Here is a 21,110-nt window from a genome sequence, read left to right as displayed (position 1 = left end):
GATGGGGAAAGACGCTGGGTTATTCCCTCCCCCGCAGAGGGGGGAGGGTCGGGAGCTAGCTCAGGCCGCCTCGGCCCGGCGCTCGCGCGCGGCCTCCAGCGCGCGCACCCGTGGGATCACCTGCTCGCCGAAATACCGCACCTCCTCCTGGAAGTGCAGGAAGGCCAGCAGCGCGAGGTCGGCGCCGGCATCCTTGAGCGCGAGGATGCGCTCGGCGATCTGGTCGGGCGTGCCGATCAGGTTGGTCTTGAAGCCGTCGTTGTACTGGACGAGATCCTCGAAGCTCGACTGCGCCCAGTTACCCTCGCCCTCGGGTGACGCCGCGCCGGCATTCTTCACCTCATGGCCGAAGGCACGCACCGCCTCCGGATCGGCGTTGGCGATGATCTCCTGCAGTACGGCGCGGGCTTCCTCCTCCGTGTCGCGGGCGATCACGAAGGCATTGACGCCGACCTTGACGGAATGGCCGTTCGCGGCCGCCTTGGCGCGGATGTCGTCGACCTGGGCCCGCACGCCCTCGGGCGTGTTGCCGTTGGTGAAGTACCAGTCGGAGACGCGGGCGGCCATGTCGCGCGCCGCCCGCGAGGAGCCGCCCTGGAAGATCTCGGGCAGGTGCGCGCCCGGCTTCGGCTTCAGGGTGTAGTCGCTGTAGCGGTAGAAGTCGCCGCGAAAGCTGAAGTTGTCCTGCGTCCAGATCCCGCGAAGGGAGCGGATGAACTCCTCCGAGCGGCGGTAGCGCTCGTCGTGGTCGAGCCAGGGCTCGCCGATCGCCCGGAACTCGCCGGAGAACCAGCCCGAGACGATGTTGACCGCGATGCGCCCTTCCGTGAGCTGGGAGATCGTGGCGATCTGCTTGGCCGCCAGCGTCGGGTTCCAGGGACCGGGCAGGATCGCGGCGATCACCGTCAGCCGCGTCGTCGCCGCGGCCAGCGCGTGGCTGAAGGCGACCGACTCGTGCTGGTACTCGGCGCCGTAGCCGGCGGTGAAGCGGATCTGCGTCAGGGCGTAGTCGAAGCCCGATGCCTCGGCGATCTGCGCGAGCTTGCGGTTGTAGTCGATGTCCCAACCGGTGCGCTGCTCGATCTTGCTGATGACGAGGCCGCCCGAGACGTTGGGCACCCAGTAGGCGAAGCGGATCGGCTCGGGTGAGGAAAGGTCTGTCCGGACGGTCATGGCTGCACGTCGCTCGCTTTCATGAGGATTGATCTGGAACAACGTGAGACGATGTTGGATTTTATTACCGTATCGTCTCGATGTTACAGATCATTGCCGCGGAAAGACGCTTCGTCAAAGGAATGATCGAGCATTTTTTCAGTTGAAAGGAAAAGAGCCTTCCTTCCGGCACGGTCGAGGGGCGAAGATCGTTGTCGTTGCATACGATCCCGGGCGGGGCGTCCCGTGGCTGCGCGAACGAAAAGAGCCGCCCCGGGGGGCGGCTCCGTGTCGTTGCAGGGTGTTCCGGGAAGAGAGCGGGCGCTCAGTACACCCCGCCGGCCTGGGCGGCGGCGCCGGCATCCGGCGGGGCCGCGGCGGGGGCGGCCGGGGCGACGTAGGCGTCCGGCGGGGCGGTGCCGGGCTTGAACGCCTCGAGGATCGTGCCGCTTCCCTCGCCCGAGCCGGCGCGGGCGCCGGAGGACGCGCTGACGCGGATCAGCTTGATGCCCGGCGGCACGCGGAACGGGGTCGGCGGCTTGTCCTTGAGCGCCACCTTCAGGAAGTCGAGGGCGATCGGAGCGGCGAGCCCGCCGCCGGTCGCCCGGTCGCCGAGCGAGCGCGGCTTGTCGAAGCCGAGATAGACGCCGACCGCGAGATCGGGGGAGAAGCCCACGAACCACGCATCCTTGGCGTCGTTCGTCGTGCCGGTCTTGCCCGCGAGCGGCTTGCCGATCTGCTTCAGGATCGTCGCGGTGCCGCGCTGGACCACGCCCTCCATGATCGAGACCATCTGGTAGGCGGTGAGCGGGTCGAGCACCTGCTCGGACTCGTCCACGAGCTTCGGCTCGTCCTGGCCCGACCACTTCTCCGCGTCGCAGCCGACGCATTTGCGGTTGTCGTGACGGTAGATCGTCTCGCCGGTGCGGTCCTGAATGCGGTCGATCAGCGTCGGGCGGATACGTCGCCCTCCGTTGGCGAGCATCGAATAGGCGGTCACCATGCGCATGACCGTCGTCTCGCCGGCGCCCAGCGACATCGGCAGGACGGGCAGCAGGTCGTCGTAGACGCCGAAGCGGCGGGCATACTCGGCGATCAGCGGCATGCCGATATCCTTGGCCAGCCGCACCGTCATCAGGTTCTTCGAGTGCTCGATGCCGTAGCGCAGGGTGTGCGGGCCGCCGGACTTGCCGTCGTAGTTCGAGGGCGACCACGCCTCCTGGCCAGGGCCGGCCTCGATGGTGATCGGCGCGTCGAGCACCACCGACGAGGGCGTGTAGCCGTTGTCGAGCGCCGCCGAGTAGACGATCGGCTTGAACGACGAGCCGGGCTGGCGCATCGCCTGGGTGGCGCGGTTGAACTCGGATTCCTCGTAGGAGAAGCCGCCGACCATGGCGTGGACGCGGCCCGTATAAGGGTCCATCGCGACGATGGCGCCCGACACCTCGGGCTTCTGGCGCAGGCGGTAGGTGCCTTTGCCGGAATCGAGCGGCTCGACATAGACCACGTCGCCGGCCTTGAGCGCGGTGGCGACCGGGCGGCCGGTCCACTTCACGCCTTCCGCAGTGATCGCGCCGGTCTCGCGCTCCTTCGAGAGGGCGCCGCCGGCCTCGCGCCTGGGCTGGAGGCCGACCTGAGCCACGCCGCCATTGGTGTTCAGCACCACGGCGAGTCGCCAGGGGGCGATGTCGCCGAGCGCCGGCATCTCGGCGATCGCCTGGCCCCAGTCGCGGCCGGTCAGGTCCACCTTGTGCTCGGCGCCGCGCCAGCCGCGGGCCTGATCGTAGCGCACGAGGCCGTCGATGAGTGCCTTGCGCGCCCAGGCCTGCATCTTCGGCTCGAGGGTGGCGCGCACCGAGAGCCCGCCCTCGTAGAGCTTGCTCTGGCCGTAGCGCTCGGAGATCTCGCGGCGGACCTCCTCGGTGAAGTAGTTGGCGTTGGCCGCGTTCGGGAAGGCGACGCGCGGATTGACGCCGAGCGGCTGCTTCTTGGCCTCGGTGCCCTCCTCGGCGGTGATGTAGCCGTTCTGGGCCATCAGGCCGATGATCTCGTTGCGCCGCGCCAGCGCCTGCTGCGTGCGCCGGTAGGGATGGTAGTTGTTCGGTCCCTTGGGCAAGGCGGCGAGATAGGCCGCCTCGTTGATCGTCAGCTCGTGGACCGACTTGCCGAAATAATCGAGCGCGGCCGCTGCCACGCCGTGCAGGTTGCGCCCCGGAACGATCGTCCCGAGAAAAATCTCGTTGAGGTAGAGTTCGAGGATCTTGTCCTTCGAGTAGGTCGATTCGATCCGCAGCGCGATCAGCGCTTCCTTGATCTTTCGGTCGTAGGTCTGCTCGGCCGAGAGCAGGAAGTTCTTGGCCACCTGCTGGGTGATGGTCGACGCGCCCTGCTTCTTGCCGGACTGGGCGTTGGTCAGCACCGCGCGCACGATGCCCTCGGGGTCGATGCCGCCGTGCTTGTAGAAGTTCTTGTCCTCGGCCGAGAGAAAGGCGGCGACCACGATCTTCGGCATTGCCTGGATCGGCAGATAGAGTCGCCGCTCGTGGGCGTACTCGGCCAGAAGCGAACCGTCCGCGGCGTGGACGCGGGTCATCACCGGCGGCTCGTAATTGGCGAGCGCGGCGTGGTCCGGCAGGTCCTGGCTGTACTTCCAGTAGAAGAACGCGCCCACCGCCGCGGCGAGGCAGAACACCACGGCGCCGGCCGAGAACAGGAAGGCGAAGAATCGCAGGATGAAACGCATCCGGGGTCCGTTCCGTCGCTCGTCCGCAGCACGCCGATGGGCCGGGGGGCCTGCTCGGCAAGAAGCCGTCGCGGCGAGGGTCTGCCGCAGGCTCCGGTGAGACCCCGCGCGGCCACGCCTCTTGTCAGGCGGACGGGGGGCTCGTCGAGCCCCGTATCGACACCGGCTCTATGGTGAAACTGGGGCGATGGCCGCCGACCGCTTCGGTGCGAAGTCGTGCACGGCACCTTCGGGCCGGAGCACGCCTGCGCGTTTCCCGCTGGTTGCGCGCTCCGCCGAACCGGTGTCCCCTTCGGCGGAGCGCGCTCCGGTCGGAGCGGGACGCGAGAGGGTGGCCCGGCCGGAGAAGAACAGGTCGACCGCCTTGGCCATCGATCCCGTCACCCGGGCGCGCCACTCCTCCGATTGCAGCTTCTCCAGGTCGCTCTTGCTCGACAGGTAGCCGAGTTCGATCAGCACGGAGGGCACGTCGGGCGAGCGCAGCACCTTGAAGCCGGCCTCGCGATGGGGCTTCGTGCTCATCTCCATCACCGGCCCGAGCTGGCCCATCAGCCGCCCGGCGAAGCCCGAGGAGAAGCCGCGGGTCTCGCGCAAGGTGAGTTCCTGGAGAATGTCGGCCACATCCGCCGGCCCCTCGCCGGATTCGGTGCCGGCGGCAGCGTCGGCCCGGTTCTCGCGCTCGGCGAGCCGGGCGGATTCGCTGTCGGTCGCCTTCTCCGAGCCGGTATAGATCGTGGCGCCCTTCACCTGGGGGGCGGCCGAGATCGAATCGGCGTGGATCGAGACGAACAGGTCGGCCTTCGCCTCGCGGGCGATGCGCACCCGCTCAGCCAGCGGCACGAACACGTCGCGGTCGCGGGTCATCACGAGGCGGTAGCGGCCGGACTGCTCCAGGCGCTCGGCAAACGACTGGGCAAAGCCGAACACGATGTCCTTCTCGAACACGCCCGTGGCGGCGATCGCCCCCGGATCGGTGCCGCCATGGCCGGCATCGATGACGATGAGCGGGCGCGTATCGGCGGCCTCGCCCATCGACGCAGCTTTGGGCGCCGTCTTGGCGGAGGCGGCCGGGCTCGGATCGCCCGCCACCGACGCCTTGCGGAAGGTGTCGCGATCGACCTTGCGGAAGGGAATCGAGACGAGCACTGCGCCCTCGCGGGTCTTCGTCGTCTCGATGGTCTCGACCAATGCGGGGCCGGTCAGATCGACCACGATGCGCGAGCGGCCCGGCGCGAACAGGCCGTAGCGGAACGAGGCGATGGCGCCGTCCCGCTTGCGGCCGCTCATCTTGCCCGTCTCCTGATCGAGCTGGAAGTTGACCTCGGGCAGGTCGATCACCGCCCGGTCCGGCCGCTCCATCACGAAGGCGCGCGCCTCGATCGCCTTCGACAGGGTGAGAGTGAGACGCGTCGTGCCGTCTCGGGTTGCGGTCTCGGCGGCGATCGCCACGGCCGCGCCGCCGGCCTGCGGACCCGCCGGGCCGTCCTGAGCCGGCGCGGGGCCGGCGGCCAGGACCATCCCGCCGGCGAGCGCGAGGGCGGCGGCGTGGCGGAGAAGTCCGGTGCGGGGCAGGCGGGTGCTGTGCGGCATCAGGCGGCCAAGGTTCCGGGGAGCCTCCGATACGGGATACGGCCGAGATGGTTAACCGTTCCTCACTCTGCCCCGACCGTCCCGGCGATCCTGTTGTCCATGGGTGACACCCTCCGCATCCGCCCATCGGCCTCCCGCTATCGGCGACCGTCGGGCGCTTCCCGTTCGGCCGCTTCGCCATCGGGCATCTCCCAGGCCCGCTTCCAGACGGCATAATCCTCCGAGCCCTCCGGATAGGGATTGGCGCTGACCGGATCGCCCCGGTAGCGGGCTTCGCGCCCCTCCTTCGCGACCGAGGCGAGCGAACGCTCAGCAAACGACATCTCCAATCCTCCCCTGCCCGCCCGCGCCGGCCGCAGGTCGCTCAGCGACAAGCCGGCGGCGGGGCGTCCGGTTCACGGCAACCAGCCTGCCATTCCGGATCCACCTTCAACGCTGCGGAATACAGGCGCGACGATTGCGGCGGCCGGCCGCCGACGGTGGAAAGGCGCGCGCATCGGACGCAAGACTGCGGGGCGTCGTACGGAACCCTTGCAATTCTCCCGCGACACTCTGTAATGATATCGACCCCATTCCCGGGTTGGCGCTTCGGCGGCCCCCGGGCGCGCCCGGGGCATGTCGGCGCCCACCTCGCTCGAATTGGCAGCGTCAGTCGGCGCCTCCCGGCATCCGGGCGGGTGTCACGGTATTCGCGGCCTCCCGATTATTCCGGGGCGGTCGCGCCCATGAAATCTGTACGGGCCGCTTGCCGGCTCACCATCTTCGCGAGGCCGGATCAGGATGGGAGGACGCACAGCATCGGTTGCCGCTGCTCGTGCCGAAGGCGCGCGGTTTTCGCGTCGCCTCGCCCCTTCCGTCACCCCGGTCCTGTTCAACCCCCAGCGCGCCGATGCCCGGCGCGTCAAGGCGGTTGACGGCAATCCCCTCCCCGCATCCTCCGCGACCTCGGTGACGAGGCCGGCACGCGCCCATCTCCTTCCGGCCTGCAGGCCGGGGGCGGCGCCGCCGGGACCAAGCGGCGCGAGCGTGAGGAGAACGACGTCGGCCGCCATGTCGAAAGCACGTCATGGCCAACAACAAGATGCTCATCGATGCGATGCATCCGGAGGAGACCCGGGTCGTCACAGTGGAAGGCTCGCGGGTCGAGGAATTTGATTTCGAGGCGGCCAACCGCCGGCCTCTGAGGGGCAACATCTATCTCGCCAAGGTGACCCGCGTGGAGCCCTCGCTCCAGGCGGCCTTCGTCGAGTACGGCGGCAACCGCCACGGCTTCCTCGCCTTCAACGAGATCCACCCCGACTACTACCAGATCCCGATGGCCGACCGCCTCGCGCTGATCGAGGCCGAGGCGCGCGAGGAGGAGGAGCACCGCGAGCGCGAGGAGCGCCGTCCGCCGCGGGGCCGCCGCTCGCGCGGGCGCCGGGCCGAGGCCCGCGGTTCCCGCAGCGACGAGACCGTCAAGTCGCAGGAGGCGGTCGAAGGGGTTGGCGAAGGGGCCGTCGAAGCGGCGGTGTCGCCCGAGAACGTGATCCCGGGTGAGGGCCAGGCCGCGGATGCGCCCACGCCGGAGGCCATCGAGGCCGTGCGCGCCGCGCTCGTCGAGGGCCGGACCGAGGGTGAGGAATCCGCCGAGAGCGCGCCTGTCGAGATCGGCGGCGACGCTTCCGCGAGCCTGCCCGAGACGGCGCTGGAGCCCGGCGAGCCGGCCGCAGAGGAGCTGTCCGCTGCCTCTGCTCCCGCGGAAGAAGCCACCACGGTCGAGCCTTCCGACATCGCCGAGATCTCCGAGGCACCCAATCCGCCGGTCGAGACCGCGGACGCGCCCGAGGGCACTGCCGCTCCCGCTGAGTCGGAGACGGTCGAGCCGCAGCCCGTCACCGCCAGCGCGCCGGTCTCCGAGGCCGAGGAGGCGGACGAGGATTCCGACGAGGACTCCGAGGATTCCGAGGACGACGAGTCGGAGGAAGACGAAGACGAGGATGAGGACGACGAGGAAGAGGACGAGGACGAGGAGTCCGAGGACGGTGAGCCGCGCGTCGCCCAGGTCGGCGGCGCTGGCGACGCGCTCGCAGAGCTCCCCGAGCGTCCGCGCGCCTACCGCCGCCACTACAAGATCCAGGAGGTGATCAAGCGCCGCCAGATCATCCTCGTCCAGGTCGTCAAGGAGGAGCGCGGCACCAAGGGCGCGGCGCTGACCACCTATCTCTCGCTCGCCGGCCGCTACTCGGTGCTGATGCCCAATACCGGTCGAGGCGGCGGCATTTCCCGCAAGATCACTTCGGCCGCCGACCGCAAGCGCCTGAAGGAGGTCGTGGCCGACCTCGACGTGCCGGAGGGGATGGGGATCATCCTGCGCACGGCCGGCGCCACCCGCACCAAGCCCGAGATCAAGCGCGACTTCGAGTACCTGATGCGCCTGTGGGAGAGCGTGCGCGAGCTGACGCTGTCCTCCACCGCCCCGGCTTTGGTCTACGAGGAGGGCTCGCTGATCAAGCGGGCGATCCGCGACCTCTACAACAAGGATCTCGACGAGGTTCTGGTCTCCGGTGAGGACGCCTACCGCGAGGCCAAGGACTTCATGCGGATGCTGATGCCCGGCCAATCGAAGGTGGTGAAGCCCTACCGCGATCCCACGCCGATCTTCGCCCGCTACGGCGTCGAGCAGCAGCTCGACGCGATGTTCTCGACCCACGTGGCCCTGCGCTCGGGCGGCTACCTCGTCATCAACCCGACCGAGGCGCTGGTCTCGATCGACGTGAATTCCGGCCGCGCGACCCGCGAGCACGACATCGAGGACACCGCCCTCAAGACCAACCTTGAGGCGGCGGAAGAGGTCGCCCGCCAGGTGCGCCTGCGCGACCTCGCCGGCCTCGTCGTCATCGACTTCATCGACATGGAGGAGAAGCGCAACAACCGGGCGGTGGAGAAGCGGCTCAACGAGGCGCTCAAGAACGACCGGGCGCGCATCCAGGTCGGGCGGATCTCGCCCTTCGGCCTGCTCGAGATGAGCCGCCAGCGCATCCGCACCGGCGTGCTCGAATCCTCCTCGATCCCCTGCGCCCATTGCGGCGGTTCGGGCTTCGTGCGGGCGACCTCCTCGGTGGCACTGCACATCCTGCGCTCGATCGAGGAGGCGCTGCTCAAGTCGGCGAGCCACAACCTCGTGCTGCGCACCCGCACTGAAACCGCGCTCTACATCCTCAACCAGAAGCGGGCGCACCTCTTCGATCTCGAGCAGCGCTTCTCGGTCACGGTCACCATCTCCGCCGACGACCGGCTCGTGGCGACCTCCGCCTTCCAGCTCGAGCGCGGTGAGCCGGCAGTGAAGCACGAGGGCCCGGTGACGGGCGTGCGTGCGGTGGCGATCTCACCGGTCTACGAGGCCGAGGAGTTCGAGGACGAGGTGGTCGAGAGCCAGGAGGGTGAGGAGGCCGAGGTCACGGCCGAGATCCGGGCCGAGTCCGAGACGGAGAGCGCCTCCGAGGAGCGCTCGGCTGTCGATGCGTCCGAGGAGGGCGGTGGCCGCCGCCGCCGCCGCCGCCGCCGCCGCGGTGGACGCTCCTCCGGTGAAGGCGAGGCGCGCGCGCGGCACGAGAACGGTGACGAGGACGGTGCCGAGAACGGCGCCGACACCGAGGACGGTGACGAGGACGGCGACGATGTGCTCGAATCCGGGCCGGAGGTCGCTGAGGAGGAGGCCGTCGGCGCCGCAACCGAGCGGAACGAGACCGCGTCCGAGGCCGCCGAGGCCGGCGACGACGAGAGCAACGGACGCCGCCGCCGCCGCGGGCGCCGGGGCGGCCGTGGCCGCGGCCGGACCGAGCGCAACGGTCGCTCGGACACAGATCAGGATTCCGAGCAGGATTCTGAGGCGAATGAGGCCGACGAGGCCCGGGCCGCGGATGCATCCGATGCCGTGTCCGAGGCGCATCCCGAGGAGACTGCCTCCGACGCTCTTCCGGTCGGTCCCGAGGAACCGGTCAGCGAAGTCGACGTGAGCACGGTCTCACTCGCCGCCGGGAACGGCAGTGCCGCCAAGCGGCCCCCGGTCGTTCCGGCGCCGGAAGCCGAGCCGATCCAGGCGGAGACCGTCGCGGAGGCCGCGACCGAGGCGGCGGCGCCCGTTCCGGCGGAGCCTGCACCGGAGCCCGTCGCAGTGGTGCTGACGCCGCCCGATCCGAACCGCCCGAAGCGGGCCGGCTGGTGGTCGCGCACCAAGGCCGCGCTCACGGGAGAGTAGTTTTCGGGAAGGAGGGGCAGCCTCGCGGCGCCCCTCCAAACCCCCTTCCCTGTCGCGGGAGGGGGACTTGCCTTCCTAGTTACGCACCGAGCCACCCCTTCAGCCGCGTCACCGCCTCGGCACAGTCCGCGCGCGAGCCGGCGAAGGAGAAGCGGATGTGGTGGCCGCCCTCCCCCGGGTCGAAGTCGAGGCCGGGCGTCGCGGCCACGCCCGCCTCGTCAAGCATGCGCCGGCAGAAGGCGCTGGCATCGTCCGTCAGCCGGGTGATGTCGGCGTAGAGGTAGAAGGCGCCGTCCACCGGGTGGATGCCGGTGAGCCCTAAGGACGGCAGCGCATCGAGGAGCAGGGCACGGTTCTCTGCATAACCGTCGCGGATCGCGACGATCTCGTCGAGCGTGTCGAAGGCGGCCAGCGCCGCGACCTGCGAGAGGTAGGGCGCTGAGATGTAGAGGTTCTGCGCCAGCCGCTCGATTCCGCGCACGAGGGCGTCGGGCACCACCATCCAGCCGACCCTCCAGCCGGTCATGCAGTAGAACTTCGAGAACGAGTTGATGACGACGGCGTTCGCGTCGAACTGCAGGGCGGTCGCTGTCGGCACGCCGTAGCTGAGGCCGTGATAGATCTCGTCGGAGATGAAGGGCAAGCGCAAGCTCCGCGCGGTGGCGCAGAGTTCGGCGAGGCGGGCGGGCTCGATTACCGTGCCCGAGGGATTGGCCGGGCTCATCACCAGCAGGCCCGAGAGCTCTGCCGCGCCGTGCACCGCCCGAAGCAGGGCGCTGGTCGGGGCGTAGCGATCTTCTGCCCGCAGGATCAGCGGCTGCGGGATCAGGTCGAGGGCGCGCAGGATGCCGTCATAGGCCGGGTAACCGGGGCGCGGCACGCCGATCCGCGCACCCGCATCGAACAGGGCGAGGAAGGCGAGCACGAAGCCGGCCGAGGAGCCCGTCGTCACCACCACCCGCTCCGGGGAAAGGCGGACGCCGTAGGTCTCGGCATAATGCCGGGCGATGCGCTCGCGCAGAGCGGGAAGTCCGAGTGCCTCGGTATAGGGGATGCGCCCGTCGACGAGCGCGGCTTGCGCCGCCGCGATCACGGCGCGGGGTGCGGGGGCCGAGGGCTGGCCGACCTCCATGTGGATGACGCCCTCCCCGCGCCGCTCGCGGGCGCCGGCCGCGGCCATCACGTCCATCGCCAGGAAGGGCGCGACGGCCTGCGCGCGGCGCGAGAGGGCAGGATCGGGGCTCAAGGCGGGGCTCCTCACGGGAGAGGCGTGACAGGGGTGCAGGTAGACCCTGAAGGCAGCCCGCTCAACCGCGGGCGCCGCCTACCCCTCGAACTGCGCCCGGCCGAAGTCGCAGGCTTGCATCAGGGTGTGTCCCGGACCGCCCGGCCGAACGCCTGCACCAGTCCGCCTTCCAGCCGCCCTTCCATGCCCGACAGGATGGAGAGCGCGTCGCGGCTCGACATCGGCGCCTTGTAGGGGCGCCGCTCGATCAGAGCGGCGTAGATGTCGCAGATCGTCAGCAGCCGGACCGGGTCGCCGATCTCGCTGGCGCACAGCTGGTCCGGATATCCGGACCCGTCGAGCATCTCGTGGTGGTGGCGTGTCACCGCGAGCGTCACCGGATCGCAACCGCCCGACGCGTGCAGAATCTCATGGCCGATCGGGGCATGGGTCTGCATCACCGCCCGCTCATCGTCGTCGAGCCGACCGGGCTTGTTGAGGATGGCGTGGGGGATGCGCGACTTGCCCACGTCGTGCACCAGGGCGGCCCGGGTCATGAGCTGCTTGTCCGTGGCGGAGAGGCCGAGGCCCTGGGCGAAGGCGGCGACGACGCCGGAGACCAGCAGGCAGTGCTGGAAGGTCACGTCGTCATGCGCCCACACCTCATCGAGCCAGCGCGACAGGCCCCCCTCGTGGATCGCGTCGAGAACCGGGACGACGCCCTGCTCCACGTTCGACATATCGACCGCGCCGGTCTGGGCGGAGGCGAACAGGTTGGTCATCAGCGTGCCGGCCCGCTGCGCTTCGCGGGTGATGACGAGGTCGGCCACCGATTTGTCGGGCCAGACCTCGCGGACCAGCGAGCCCACCACCATGCGCGGTTCGGCCAGAGCCGAGAGGCAGAGCGTCGCACCGAGATTGCGCGCCTCGGTGAAGCCGGTTTGTCCGCTGCCGCGGGTCAGGCAGATCAGGGGCGTGCGCAGCCGCGCCGACCGGTTCGTCAGCAGGCGCAGACAGCGCTTGGCTTCGGGGCGCGTCAGGGTGATGTCGGCGATCACGCCGCGCAGCGGGCCGATCCGGTCCCAGGTTTCCTCGGTGCCGACGACCCGGCATTCGGCAACGGCGCGCACGGCATCGACCAGAGGCTGGCTACGATCCGGACGATCGCTCACCACGACGATCACGCTGTGCTCCCCGGTTCGCCTGTTCCGGCTCGATTGCGGCCGGCCGAGAGGCTGACGTGCATCTTTTAGCGAATCGATAATGTAACGTGATCTCGAGTGAAACTTTTGAGCGAGTGGCGGGCGCCGCGAAATCGCCGCAGCTCCGGAGCAGGACCAGAGCGAGGCCTTCCGGGCGGCGGTAGCCAGCGAGATCAGATTTGCATCGGCGCAGCGGTCGCGCTGTGCCATAGTTCCGTCGCGCGGGGCCGGTTGGAACGCCCTGTCGATCGTTCCGGCCGAGCCTTCGTCCCGACATGCATTTCGAGGTATCGATGAAGCTGTTCCGCTCCATTTCCGCCCTCGCCCTCGCCGGCGGCCTTGCGCTCGCCGGGGCTGCGGGCGCCCGCGCGGAGGAGGCTGCCCCGTTCAACGACGCCCAGCGCAGGGCGATCGAGGGGATCGTCAAGGACTACCTCGTCAAGAACCCCGACGTGCTCCAGGAGGCGATCGCCGAGGGTGAGCGCCGCGCCCAGGAGACGCAGAAGCTCGCCCAGGCCGCCGCGATGAAGGAGTCGCGCGAGGCGCTGACCAACTCGCCCCACAGCATCGTCGCCGGCAATCCGAACGGCGACGTCACCGTGGTCGAGTTCTTCGACTACAATTGCGGTTATTGCCGCAAGGCGTTCACCGACGTGCAGGCCCTGATCAAATCCGATCCGAAGCTGCGCGTGGTGCTCAAGGACTTCCCCGTGCTCGGCGCCGAGTCGCTGGAGGCGAGCCGGATCGCGCTCGCGGCCAAGCTCCAGCTCAAGCCCGAGAAGATGTTCGACTTCCATGCCAAGCTGCTCGAGACCAAGGGCCGCATCAACGGCGAGCGGGCGATCGCGGTGGCCAAGGAATTCGGCGCCGACGTCGAGCGCCTGAAGCGGGACGCGCAGGGACCGGAGGTGAAGGCCGCGCTCACCGAGAATGTGGGGCTTGGCGACAAGCTGAGCCTGTCGGGCACCCCCGCCTTCGTCATCGGTGACGAGATCCTGCCCGGCGCGGTCGGCGTCGAGCCGATGCGCAAGACCATCAGCGACATCCGCCAGTGCGGCCACGCGAGCTGCTGAGCCGCTCTTCTCTGTCCGGCAAACAAGAGGGGCCCGGTGCGGATCAGCCGCACCGGGCCCTTTTTTGTTCAGGCCGCCGCGGCGCGGGGATCGCTCCGGACCGGACGCTCGCCGCGGATCCCGGACTCGTTGCCGGCCTCGGGCATGAGCGGACGGTCACGAGAGGGCGGGTCGGGGTTCACCCATTCCGCCCGCTGGCGCGGCAGGGCGGAGGGATGCTCCTTCTGCAGGAAGCCAATCATCTTCTCGCGCACCTCGCAGCGCAGGTCCCAGGTCTGGGGCGCGTTCCGCGCGCTTACCAGCATCCGCAGTTCGATCACACCCTCCCGCGTGTCCGAGACCTGCAGGTTGACCACCTTGCCGTCCCACAGCCGGGACGCCCCCGCGATCCGCCGGAGTTCCTTCCGCATCGCCTCGATCGGCGCCCTGTGGTCGACGTAGAGGAACACGGAGCCGATCAGTGAGGCGCCCTCCCGGGTCCAGTTCTGGAACGGCTTCTGGATGAAGTAGGTCAGAGGCAGCACGAGGCGGCGCCAGTCCCATAGGCGCACGACGACGTAGGTCGCCGTGATCTCCTCGACCCAGCCCCACTCGTTCTCGACGATGACCGCGTCCTCGATCCGGATCGGCTGGGTGATGGCGATCTGGATACCCGCCACGAGGTTGGAGAGCACCGGCTGCATCGCCAGGCCGAGGATCAGGCCGGCAGCCCCCGCCGAGGCGAGCAAGCTGACCCCGTATTGCCGCACCGGTTCGAAGGTCATCAGCACGATGGCGATGGTGACGAGGGCCACCAGCGTCAGCGCCGCCCGCTCGAGGATGCGCATCTGCGTGAAGTGCTTGCGGGCGAGCAGATTGTCTTCCGCATCGAGCTTGAACCGGCGCAGGTAGATCACGGTGGCGATGTGGATCGCCGTGGCGCAGGTCCAGCCTGCGAGCGTCACGAAGGCGACGAGCAGAACTTGGTTGAGGACGAGCCTGATCTGCCAGGTCAGGGGCGCGGTGGAGACCGCGAGCGCCAGACTCACGACCAGCAGGGCGAGCCGGCTCGGGCCGCGGGTGCGCGAGACCAGAGAGCGCCAGAACAGGCTCTTCCCGCTCACCGCCCTCTGCGCGAAGCGGTAGGCTACCCCGTGCAGGGGCAGCACCAGCGCGCAGCAGCCGGCAATCAGGATCGGGCTCGCGGCCCACCAGGGAAGCTGGACGATCCAGCCGATCACCTGATCGAAGAACGCGTGAGCATCCGCCATCGATTACCTCCTCGTCAGGGGGCAATGATCGCTGCCGGACACGGTTCCGCACTGCACAATGGTGCGTCCGAAGGGGCCGATCGGATGAATTTTGTTTTGTTTGCGCGTCCGTCAAGGTTGCCCGTCATGATCGTTCCTGGTGTGTCCCAGCCTTCTGAACGCGCCGTTCTTCGACGCCTCGGGGACTGCATTTTCGGAAGGCACTTGCGGGACGAAACCAAGTGATCTTGCCGAAGCGCGGGGCGGCTGGCGGCCCTGCGCGGACATCGGTCAGCGGTGGCTGAAATGTCCGGTTTAGGTCGCACGGCGTGCAGCGAACGATTGCCAATGCTGTGCGTTTAAGGCCATGCTTTCGAGGACTCCGAGACGTTCGATCCGCGCGCGAACAGCCAGATTGGCCATGGGCATCGAGGCGGCTGACGTTGCATCCGGAGTCTCGCTTGCACGGGCGAAGGATCATCCTGCAATCCGCGCCATGGGATCAGCCAGCGAAATCGGGAGTTGGCAGGCGCTCTTCGCATTATCGGCTACTGCCCTGACTCTTGGTATGGTCCTCAGGGATCGGCGTCTTGCTCACGCTGGTAACAACATGCTCAAGGCTGGCATCGTGGCGAGCCTTGTGAAAACAACGTTCAAACGAACGGTCCACCGCACCCGTCCCAATGTCCTCATGGATGAGGGGGTCTACTCGCGAGGTCGGCCTGGGACCGGTGCCGGCCCCTGGCAGTCCTTTCCCTCAGGGCATGCAGCTTTGAGCGTTGCCGTGGCTCGATCGATGGCGCGTGCCTATCCTGACGTCGCGCCAGCGGCGTACCTCGCCGCTGCCGGCATCGCCACGATGCAGGTCGTACGTGGAGCGCATTTTCCTGTCGACGTGCTGACTGGCGCCGTGATCGGTTTAGGAGCTGAAGCAGCTTGTCACCGCCCTTTTGCGCAAGACGCCCAGCGAAAAGGCTGAAGAACCAGGGTTCGTTGAGGCAAGCCTTTCACCTACCGGAAGCCGCCATCGCCTGTAGGGCTAAACCGCGGCTTCCCGCCCCCTGCGGCCCCGTCATGAGGTCAGGCGGATCGAGTTTCGGCCGAGAGGGCCGCTCATCCCTGCGGCGGTGACGCCGTCCCGTTCTCCCGCAGCGCGCGGCGCAGCACCTTGCCGACATTGGTCTTCGGCAGGCTGTCCTGGATCACGATCCGGCGGGGCACCTTGTAGCCGGTGAGGCTCGCGCGGGCATGCGCCCGCAGCGCGTCCGGCTCCACCGAAGGGTCGCGCAACACCACGTGGGCGACGACCATCTCGCCGCTCTCGCCGCAGGGCGCTCCGACGACCGCGCACTCGACCACCGCCGGATGGGTGGCGAGCACGTCCTCGACCTCGTTCGGATAGACGTTGAAGCCGGAGACGAGGATCATGTCCTTCATCCGGTCGACGATGCGGATCTGGCCGTCCGGCGTCATCACCGCCACGTCGCCGGTGCGGAAGAAGCCGTCGGCGGTCGTCGCCGCCCGCGTCTCCTCCGGGCGGTTCCAGTAGCCGGCCATCACCTGCGGGCCGCGCACGCAGAGTTCGCCCGGCACGCCGAAGGGCAGCACCGTGCCGTCCTCGGCGCGGATCGTCACCTCGGTCGAGGGCAAGGGATAGCCGATCGTTCCGGTCCAGTCGGCGAGCCCGAGCGGGTTGACGCTCACCACCGGCGAGGTCTCCGACAGGCCGTAGCCTTCGAGGATGGTCTGGCCGGTGATCGCCTTCCAGCGGGCGGCCACCGAAGACTGCACCGCCATGCCGCCGCCGACCACGTATTCCACCTTCGAGAAATCGACCGTGCCGATCTTCGGGTGATTGTTGAGGGCGTTGAACAGCGTGTTCACCCCGGCGAAGTTGGTGAAGCGGGTGCGACTGAGCGTCTTCACGAAGCCGTCGAGATCGCGCGGATTGGGGATCAGCAGGCAGCAGCCGCCGAGCCGGAAGAAGAACAGGAAGCAGGCCGTGAGCGCGAAGATGTGGTAGAGCGGCAGCGCCGTCACCGCCACGCGCCCTTCGCCATCCTCCGCCGAGCCGCGGAACCACGCCCGGCTCTGCTCGACATTGGCCATGATGTTGCGGTGGGTCAGCATCGCCGCCTTGGCGATGCCGGTGGTGCCGCCGGTATATTGCAGGAAGGCGACGTCGCCGGGGTCGATCGCCACCGAGGGCCGCTTGAGGCTGCGGCCAGCCCGCAACACCGCCTCGAACCGCAGCGTCCGGCCGACCGGCAGGGCGTAGGGCGGAACCGCTCGCTTCACCCGCCGCGACACGAAATCGACGACCCGCCCCTTCAGCCCGAGCAGGTCGCCGGGCCCGGCCACGACGACCCGCTCCAGGCTCGGCATCTGCGGCAGCGCCTGCGCGACCGTGTGGCAGAAGTTCTCCAGCACGAACAGGACGCGGGCGCCGGAATCGTTGATCTGCGCCGCGAGTTCGCGCGGGGTGTAGAGCGGGTTGACATTGACGACGGTGCAGCCCGCCACCAGCACGCCGAGCAGCGTGACGGGACAGGCCGGGACGTTGGGCATCATCACCGCGACGCGGTCACCGATGCCGTCGGCACCCTTTTCACGGCTTTTGCCGTAGCCGTTGGCTGCAAGCCACGCCGCCACCGCCTGCGCCGCGGCGCCGACCTCGCGGTAGCGCAGGCTCGCGCCGAAGCAGGTGATTGCCGGGCGCTCGGCGAAGCGCAGGACGCTGCGGTCGAACAGGTCGACCACCGTGCCGACCGCGTCGGCATCGATGTCGGCGGGAATGCCGGGGGGATAGGCGGCCAGCCAAGGGCGCTCCGCGCTCCGGTCCTGCGCCATCCTCGTCCCTCCTGCCCTACAGGCGCCATCCCGGCACGCGGCTTATGAGGGCCGGCCTCGTGCCGGCGCCACCGCTTCCCATTGTGGCTTAAGCGTTTCCGACGCGTTCGATCAACCCACACCGGCCCGCCTTGCCGGCAACATCGCCCGCGCTGCCCGCACTCAGGCTGTCCGCCGCGGTCGCAGGCGCGCGGCCACGAGCAGAGTGTGCGGCAGCGCGGCGACCGTCAGCAGCAGAGCGGCGACGACGAGGTCGCGGGCATCGAGCGGGCGGCGGGGCCAGGGGCCGAACCCGGCGTCGCGGGCAAGCCCGATCAGGGCCGCGGCAAACCACAGGGCGAGGAAGCCCGCGACCCATCCGAGCAGCGCCTGCCCGGCCCGGCGCCAGCGGCTGCCGCTCGGGACCGGACCCGGCCTGCCGGCGAGGCGCGCACCGAGCCCCATGGCCAGCCCGAACAGGCAAGCGGCAGCGCCTGCCCCCATCGTGTAGGCGAGTGCCATCGGCGCGCCGTTCAGGAAGGCGCCGCTGCCGGTGCCGAAGCCCGCCCGCAGCACGAAGCCGCCGAAGGTCGGGTGCAGGCTCACCCCCAGGACCAGCACGAGGCCGATCCCTCCGCCGACGAGCCGGCGGACCAGCGAGGCAGGACCCGGCGCCACCATCGCGGCCAGGATGCGGGCGAGGCCGTAGACCAGCGCGAAGGCGAAGAGCGGGTAGCGGTCGAGGAAGAAGCCGTAGAACCGCGCCGCCACGTCCGGCGGCATCGCGCTGCGCCCATCGAAGCCGGTGAGGAAGACGGCGAACAGGACGGCGAGCGCCGCCAGGAGCGGCGCTACGGCAATCGCCCAGGTGCCCCGTTCGGCGCCGCGTCCCCATCGCGGCGCGCTCTCCGCCGAATCGGCATCCGCTCCGGCGGAGAGCGCTTGAGCGCGGCTCACCGCTCGTAGTGTTCGCGCACGAGCCGGTCGAGCAGGCGCACGCCCCAGCCCGCGCCCCAGCTCCGGTTGATCTCGGAGGGGGTGGAGGACATGCCGACGCCGGCAATATCGAGATGGGCCCACGGCACGTCGTTGACGTAGCGCTTGAGGAAGGCCGCCGCCGTGGCCGCGCCGCCATGGCGCCCGCCGGTGTTCTTCATGTCGGCGAACTTCGAGTCGATCGCCTTGTCGAAGGCCGGGATGAGGGGCATCCGCCACACCTTCTCGCCCGCCGCTTCGCCGGCCGCGGTGATCTGCGCCGAGAGCGCGTCGTCGTTGGAGAACAGGCCGGCGATGTCCTGGCCCAGCGCGACGATGATCGCGCCGGTCAGCGTGGCGAGGTCGATCATCGCCTTGGGCTTGTAGGTGGCCTGGACGTGCCAGAGCACGTCGGCCAGCACGAGGCGGCCTTCCGCGTCGGTGTTGATGACCTCGATGGTCTGGCCCGAGAGCGAGGTGACGATGTCGGAGGGCCGGTAGGCATTGCCGTCGGGCATGTTCTCGACGATGCCGATGGCGCCGATCACGTTCGCCTTGGCCTTGCGTGAGGCCAGCGCGTGCAGGGTGCCGACGACCGCGGCCGAGCCACCCATGTCGCCCTTCATGTCCTCCATGCCGCCGGCCGACTTGATCGAGACGCCGCCGGAATCGAACACCACGCCCTTGCCGATCAGCGCCAGCGGCGGCTCCGAGGCGTCGTCCGCCCCGTTCCAGCGCATGATCGCCACCCGCGGCTCGCGGGCCGAGCCCTGCGCCACCGCGAGCAGGGCGCCCATGCCGATTTCCCGCATCCGCGCCACGTCGAGGATCTCGACCTCGACGCCGAGGCGCGTCAGCTCGGAGACGCGGCGGGCATATTCCTCCGGATAGAGGACGTTCGGAGGCTCATTGACGAGGTTGCGGGCGAGGATCACGCCCTCGGCCACTGCCTCGGCCGCCCCCGCGGCGGCCTGCGCCGCGGACGGGTCGGCGACCAGCAGGGTCAGCGCGGCACCCGCCTCGTCCTCGTCCTTCTTCTTGGTCTTGTACTGGTCGAAGCGGTAGCTGCGCAGGCGCGCGCCGAGCGTGAAATCGGCGACGTCCCGGGCGCTGCCGGCGAATCCGGGCCAGTCGAGCACCACTCGGCTCTCGCGCGCGCCGACCTTGCCCGCGGTGAAGCCGCCGAGCACAGTCCAGTCAGTCTTGGCGCGATCCTTCTCCGAGCCGAGGCCGATCACCACGAGCCGGTCGGCTTCCACGCCTGCCGGGGCCGGGAGGATCATCGCGCTCTGCGCCTTGCCCTTGAAACGCTCGCTCGCGGCGGCGCGGGCGACCAGTTCGGCGCCGGGCCGACCCAGGATCTCGGCCGCAGTCCCCGACAGGGCGAGGTCGTCACCGACGAATACGACGACGTCGCCGCCCCGGCCGCGCGACGACAGCGGCTCAAAGGCGATTTCGATCCCACCGGCCATGATGCTCTTCGCTTTCCACCCGCGTTCCGGCGGCCTGCCGCGGGCCCCGCGACAGCCGGCGAACCTGTGTACCCGGTGAGGCGCAGAACGCAACGCGGGGCGCGGCCGCGGGCGGCGGCAAGGACGGCGGCAAGGAAGGTGGCAGACCCGCCGATGCTCAGTCCTTCGACACGACCGAGCGAGGGGTGGCTTCCGCCGTATGGCCGACGTTCGGTGCATAGAGCGGCAGGACGAGGCGAAACCAGCCGCGGGTCTCCTCATTGTCCTGCAATTGGCCGGTGCGGGTGCGCGTCTGGCGGGCGACGACGTCGCGGGCGAGGTAGGCCTGCAGGATGAAGCGGTCGAAGTTGTAGCCGACGAGGGCGCCGGCCGCGAATTGCCCGGTCTTCTGATAGTTGCGGTAGAGTGGATCGCTGCGATCCACCGCGAGGTCGAGGGAACCGTAGGCGACCGGCCCGATCTCGAACTTCCCGAACTTCTTGACCAGCGTCAGGTCGAGGCCGAGCCCGTCCGCCTGGCCGATCGGTCCGAGCGCCTGACCGACGGCGCCGCCGAAGCGGGCGTGCGGATCCACGGTCAGACCATAAGAGAGCGACGCGGTGATGTTGTAGCTACCGTCGCCGACATAGGTGGCCGCGAAGGACTGGCGGATGGTCGCCGAGGCGGCCTGCGGCAGGAGCGGCGTGCCCGCGAGGCCGAGCCCGAGCGAGCCGCGATCGCTCAAAGGCAGGTAGGCGCCGAGCAGGTAGGAGACGCCGAAGCCGTTCCCGAGATTCCAGGCCAGGGCGCTGGCGAGCAGCGGATTGTACATCACGCTGAGGTCGCGGTTCGGCAGCGGCGCGGGGTTGCGCGTGCTGATGAGGGCGATCGGCAGCGAGACGACCGGCTGGATCTGTGCGCCGAAGAGTTTGTAGGGGGAGGCCCAGACCAGGAACGGGATGTTGCCCATCGCATCCGGCGCGTTCGGCCGGTCAGCGCGGCCGGCGGTGAAGGTATCGACCGCGATGACGACGCCGGTCGGCAGGGGATAGCCGGCCGTGAGACCGGCCTGCTCGCCCGCGCGCGTCGCCGGAGCGGCGTGGGCCGTGGCCGCGCTCCCCGCCATGCTCAAACACGCCGTGAAGACACGCAGGGTGCCCCCTCTCATCTGCATTGCTCCGGCTTATCTTGTTAATGAAGTGTCCATATGAGCCGGAGCGTTATCAAACATTTTATTCGAGAAACGATAGCCGAAAATGCTGTTGATTTTGTCTGATTTAAGCTTTCGCGCTGTTTTGGCAACATTCGAATAAAAATGTGATTTCGGATGATGGCAAGGAAAGGCGCTGTGTTGCAGGGTGCGCCTGTCTGTGTGCTGCTCCGGTGTGATCTGTAGAAGCT

General features: G+C 69.2%; 14 protein-coding genes. 3 read left to right on the top strand and 11 right to left on the bottom strand.

Annotation, left to right across the window (positions count from 1 at the left end):
• Positions 1-60: 60 nt before the first annotated feature.
• From sfnG to FHU13_RS23465, 4 genes are all read right to left on the bottom strand, one after another.
• Entirely contained in the window at positions 61-1,173 is a 1,113-nt protein-coding gene (gene sfnG, locus FHU13_RS23480) for a dimethylsulfone monooxygenase SfnG (protein WP_183438260.1), read from the bottom strand.
• A gap of 304 nt (positions 1,174-1,477) precedes the next feature.
• Positions 1,478-3,895, bottom strand: a complete 2,418-nt coding sequence (locus FHU13_RS23475; RefSeq protein WP_183438259.1) for a penicillin-binding protein 1A — start codon at positions 3,893-3,895, stop codon at positions 1,478-1,480.
• Between the two features lie 168 nt (positions 3,896-4,063).
• Positions 4,064-5,485 (bottom strand): N-acetylmuramoyl-L-alanine amidase, encoded by a 1,422-nt coding sequence (locus FHU13_RS23470; protein WP_246714824.1) that lies wholly within the window; start codon positions 5,483-5,485, stop codon positions 4,064-4,066.
• Between the two features lie 137 nt (positions 5,486-5,622).
• Entirely contained in the window at positions 5,623-5,808 is a 186-nt protein-coding gene (locus tag FHU13_RS23465; RefSeq protein ID WP_183438258.1) for a hypothetical protein, read from the bottom strand.
• A gap of 743 nt (positions 5,809-6,551) precedes the next feature.
• Between FHU13_RS23465 and FHU13_RS23460 the strand changes: the two genes are divergently transcribed.
• The gene (locus FHU13_RS23460; protein ID WP_183438257.1) at positions 6,552-9,725 is read left to right on the top strand and encodes a ribonuclease E/G; all 3,174 of its coding nucleotides are present in this window, start codon (positions 6,552-6,554) and stop codon (positions 9,723-9,725) included.
• 79 nt (positions 9,726-9,804) lie between these two features.
• On the opposite strand, the gene FHU13_RS23455 is transcribed toward FHU13_RS23460, so the two are convergent.
• Together FHU13_RS23455 and FHU13_RS23450 are read right to left on the bottom strand one after the other, a co-directional pair.
• On the bottom strand, positions 9,805-10,971 hold the full coding sequence (locus FHU13_RS23455) for a pyridoxal phosphate-dependent aminotransferase (protein ID WP_183438256.1): 1,167 nt from the start codon (positions 10,969-10,971) through the stop codon (positions 9,805-9,807).
• Between the two features lie 119 nt (positions 10,972-11,090).
• Positions 11,091-12,134 (bottom strand): HD domain-containing phosphohydrolase, encoded by a 1,044-nt coding sequence (locus FHU13_RS23450; RefSeq protein WP_183438255.1) that lies wholly within the window; start codon positions 12,132-12,134, stop codon positions 11,091-11,093.
• 311 nt (positions 12,135-12,445) lie between these two features.
• Here FHU13_RS23450 and FHU13_RS23445 point away from each other — a divergent pair, with 311 nt between their 5' ends.
• The gene (locus FHU13_RS23445; protein ID WP_183438297.1) at positions 12,446-13,225 is read left to right on the top strand and encodes a DsbA family protein; all 780 of its coding nucleotides are present in this window, start codon (positions 12,446-12,448) and stop codon (positions 13,223-13,225) included.
• 68 nt (positions 13,226-13,293) lie between these two features.
• On the opposite strand, the gene FHU13_RS23440 is transcribed toward FHU13_RS23445, so the two are convergent.
• The gene (locus FHU13_RS23440) at positions 13,294-14,475 is read right to left on the bottom strand and encodes a mechanosensitive ion channel family protein (protein WP_183438254.1); all 1,182 of its coding nucleotides are present in this window, start codon (positions 14,473-14,475) and stop codon (positions 13,294-13,296) included.
• Between the two features lie 346 nt (positions 14,476-14,821).
• On the opposite strand from FHU13_RS23440, the gene FHU13_RS23435 reads away from it, so the two are divergent.
• The gene (locus tag FHU13_RS23435) at positions 14,822-15,433 is read left to right on the top strand and encodes a phosphatase PAP2 family protein (protein ID WP_183438253.1); all 612 of its coding nucleotides are present in this window, start codon (positions 14,822-14,824) and stop codon (positions 15,431-15,433) included.
• Positions 15,434-15,567: 134 nt separating this feature from the next.
• On the opposite strand, the gene FHU13_RS23430 is transcribed toward FHU13_RS23435, so the two are convergent.
• The 4 genes from FHU13_RS23430 to FHU13_RS23415 all read right to left on the bottom strand — a co-directional run bounded on the left by FHU13_RS23430 (position 15,568) and on the right by FHU13_RS23415 (position 20,877).
• Positions 15,568-17,304, bottom strand: coding sequence for an AMP-binding protein (locus tag FHU13_RS23430; protein ID WP_183438252.1), 1,737 nt, complete (start codon positions 17,302-17,304; stop codon positions 15,568-15,570).
• A 162-nt stretch (positions 17,305-17,466) separates the two neighbouring features.
• Positions 17,467-18,240, bottom strand: a complete 774-nt coding sequence (locus FHU13_RS23425; protein ID WP_183438251.1) for a hypothetical protein — start codon at positions 18,238-18,240, stop codon at positions 17,467-17,469.
• Complete coding sequence (locus tag FHU13_RS23420) at positions 18,237-19,730, bottom strand: leucyl aminopeptidase (RefSeq protein ID WP_183438250.1); 1,494 nt, start codon at positions 19,728-19,730, stop codon at positions 18,237-18,239. Before FHU13_RS23420 ends, FHU13_RS23425 begins: the two co-directional genes overlap by 4 nt.
• A gap of 157 nt (positions 19,731-19,887) precedes the next feature.
• On the bottom strand, positions 19,888-20,877 hold the full coding sequence (locus FHU13_RS23415) for a transporter (RefSeq protein ID WP_183438249.1): 990 nt from the start codon (positions 20,875-20,877) through the stop codon (positions 19,888-19,890).
• Positions 20,878-21,110 lie beyond the last annotated feature (233 nt).

It is taken from the genome of Methylobacterium sp. R2-1 (genome assembly GCF_014191355.1).
In the GTDB taxonomy this organism is placed as follows: Bacteria; Pseudomonadota; Alphaproteobacteria; order Rhizobiales; family Beijerinckiaceae; genus Methylobacterium.
The sequence above is the reverse complement of the archived record's forward strand: the minus strand, read 5'-3'. Positions and strand labels throughout refer to the sequence as shown.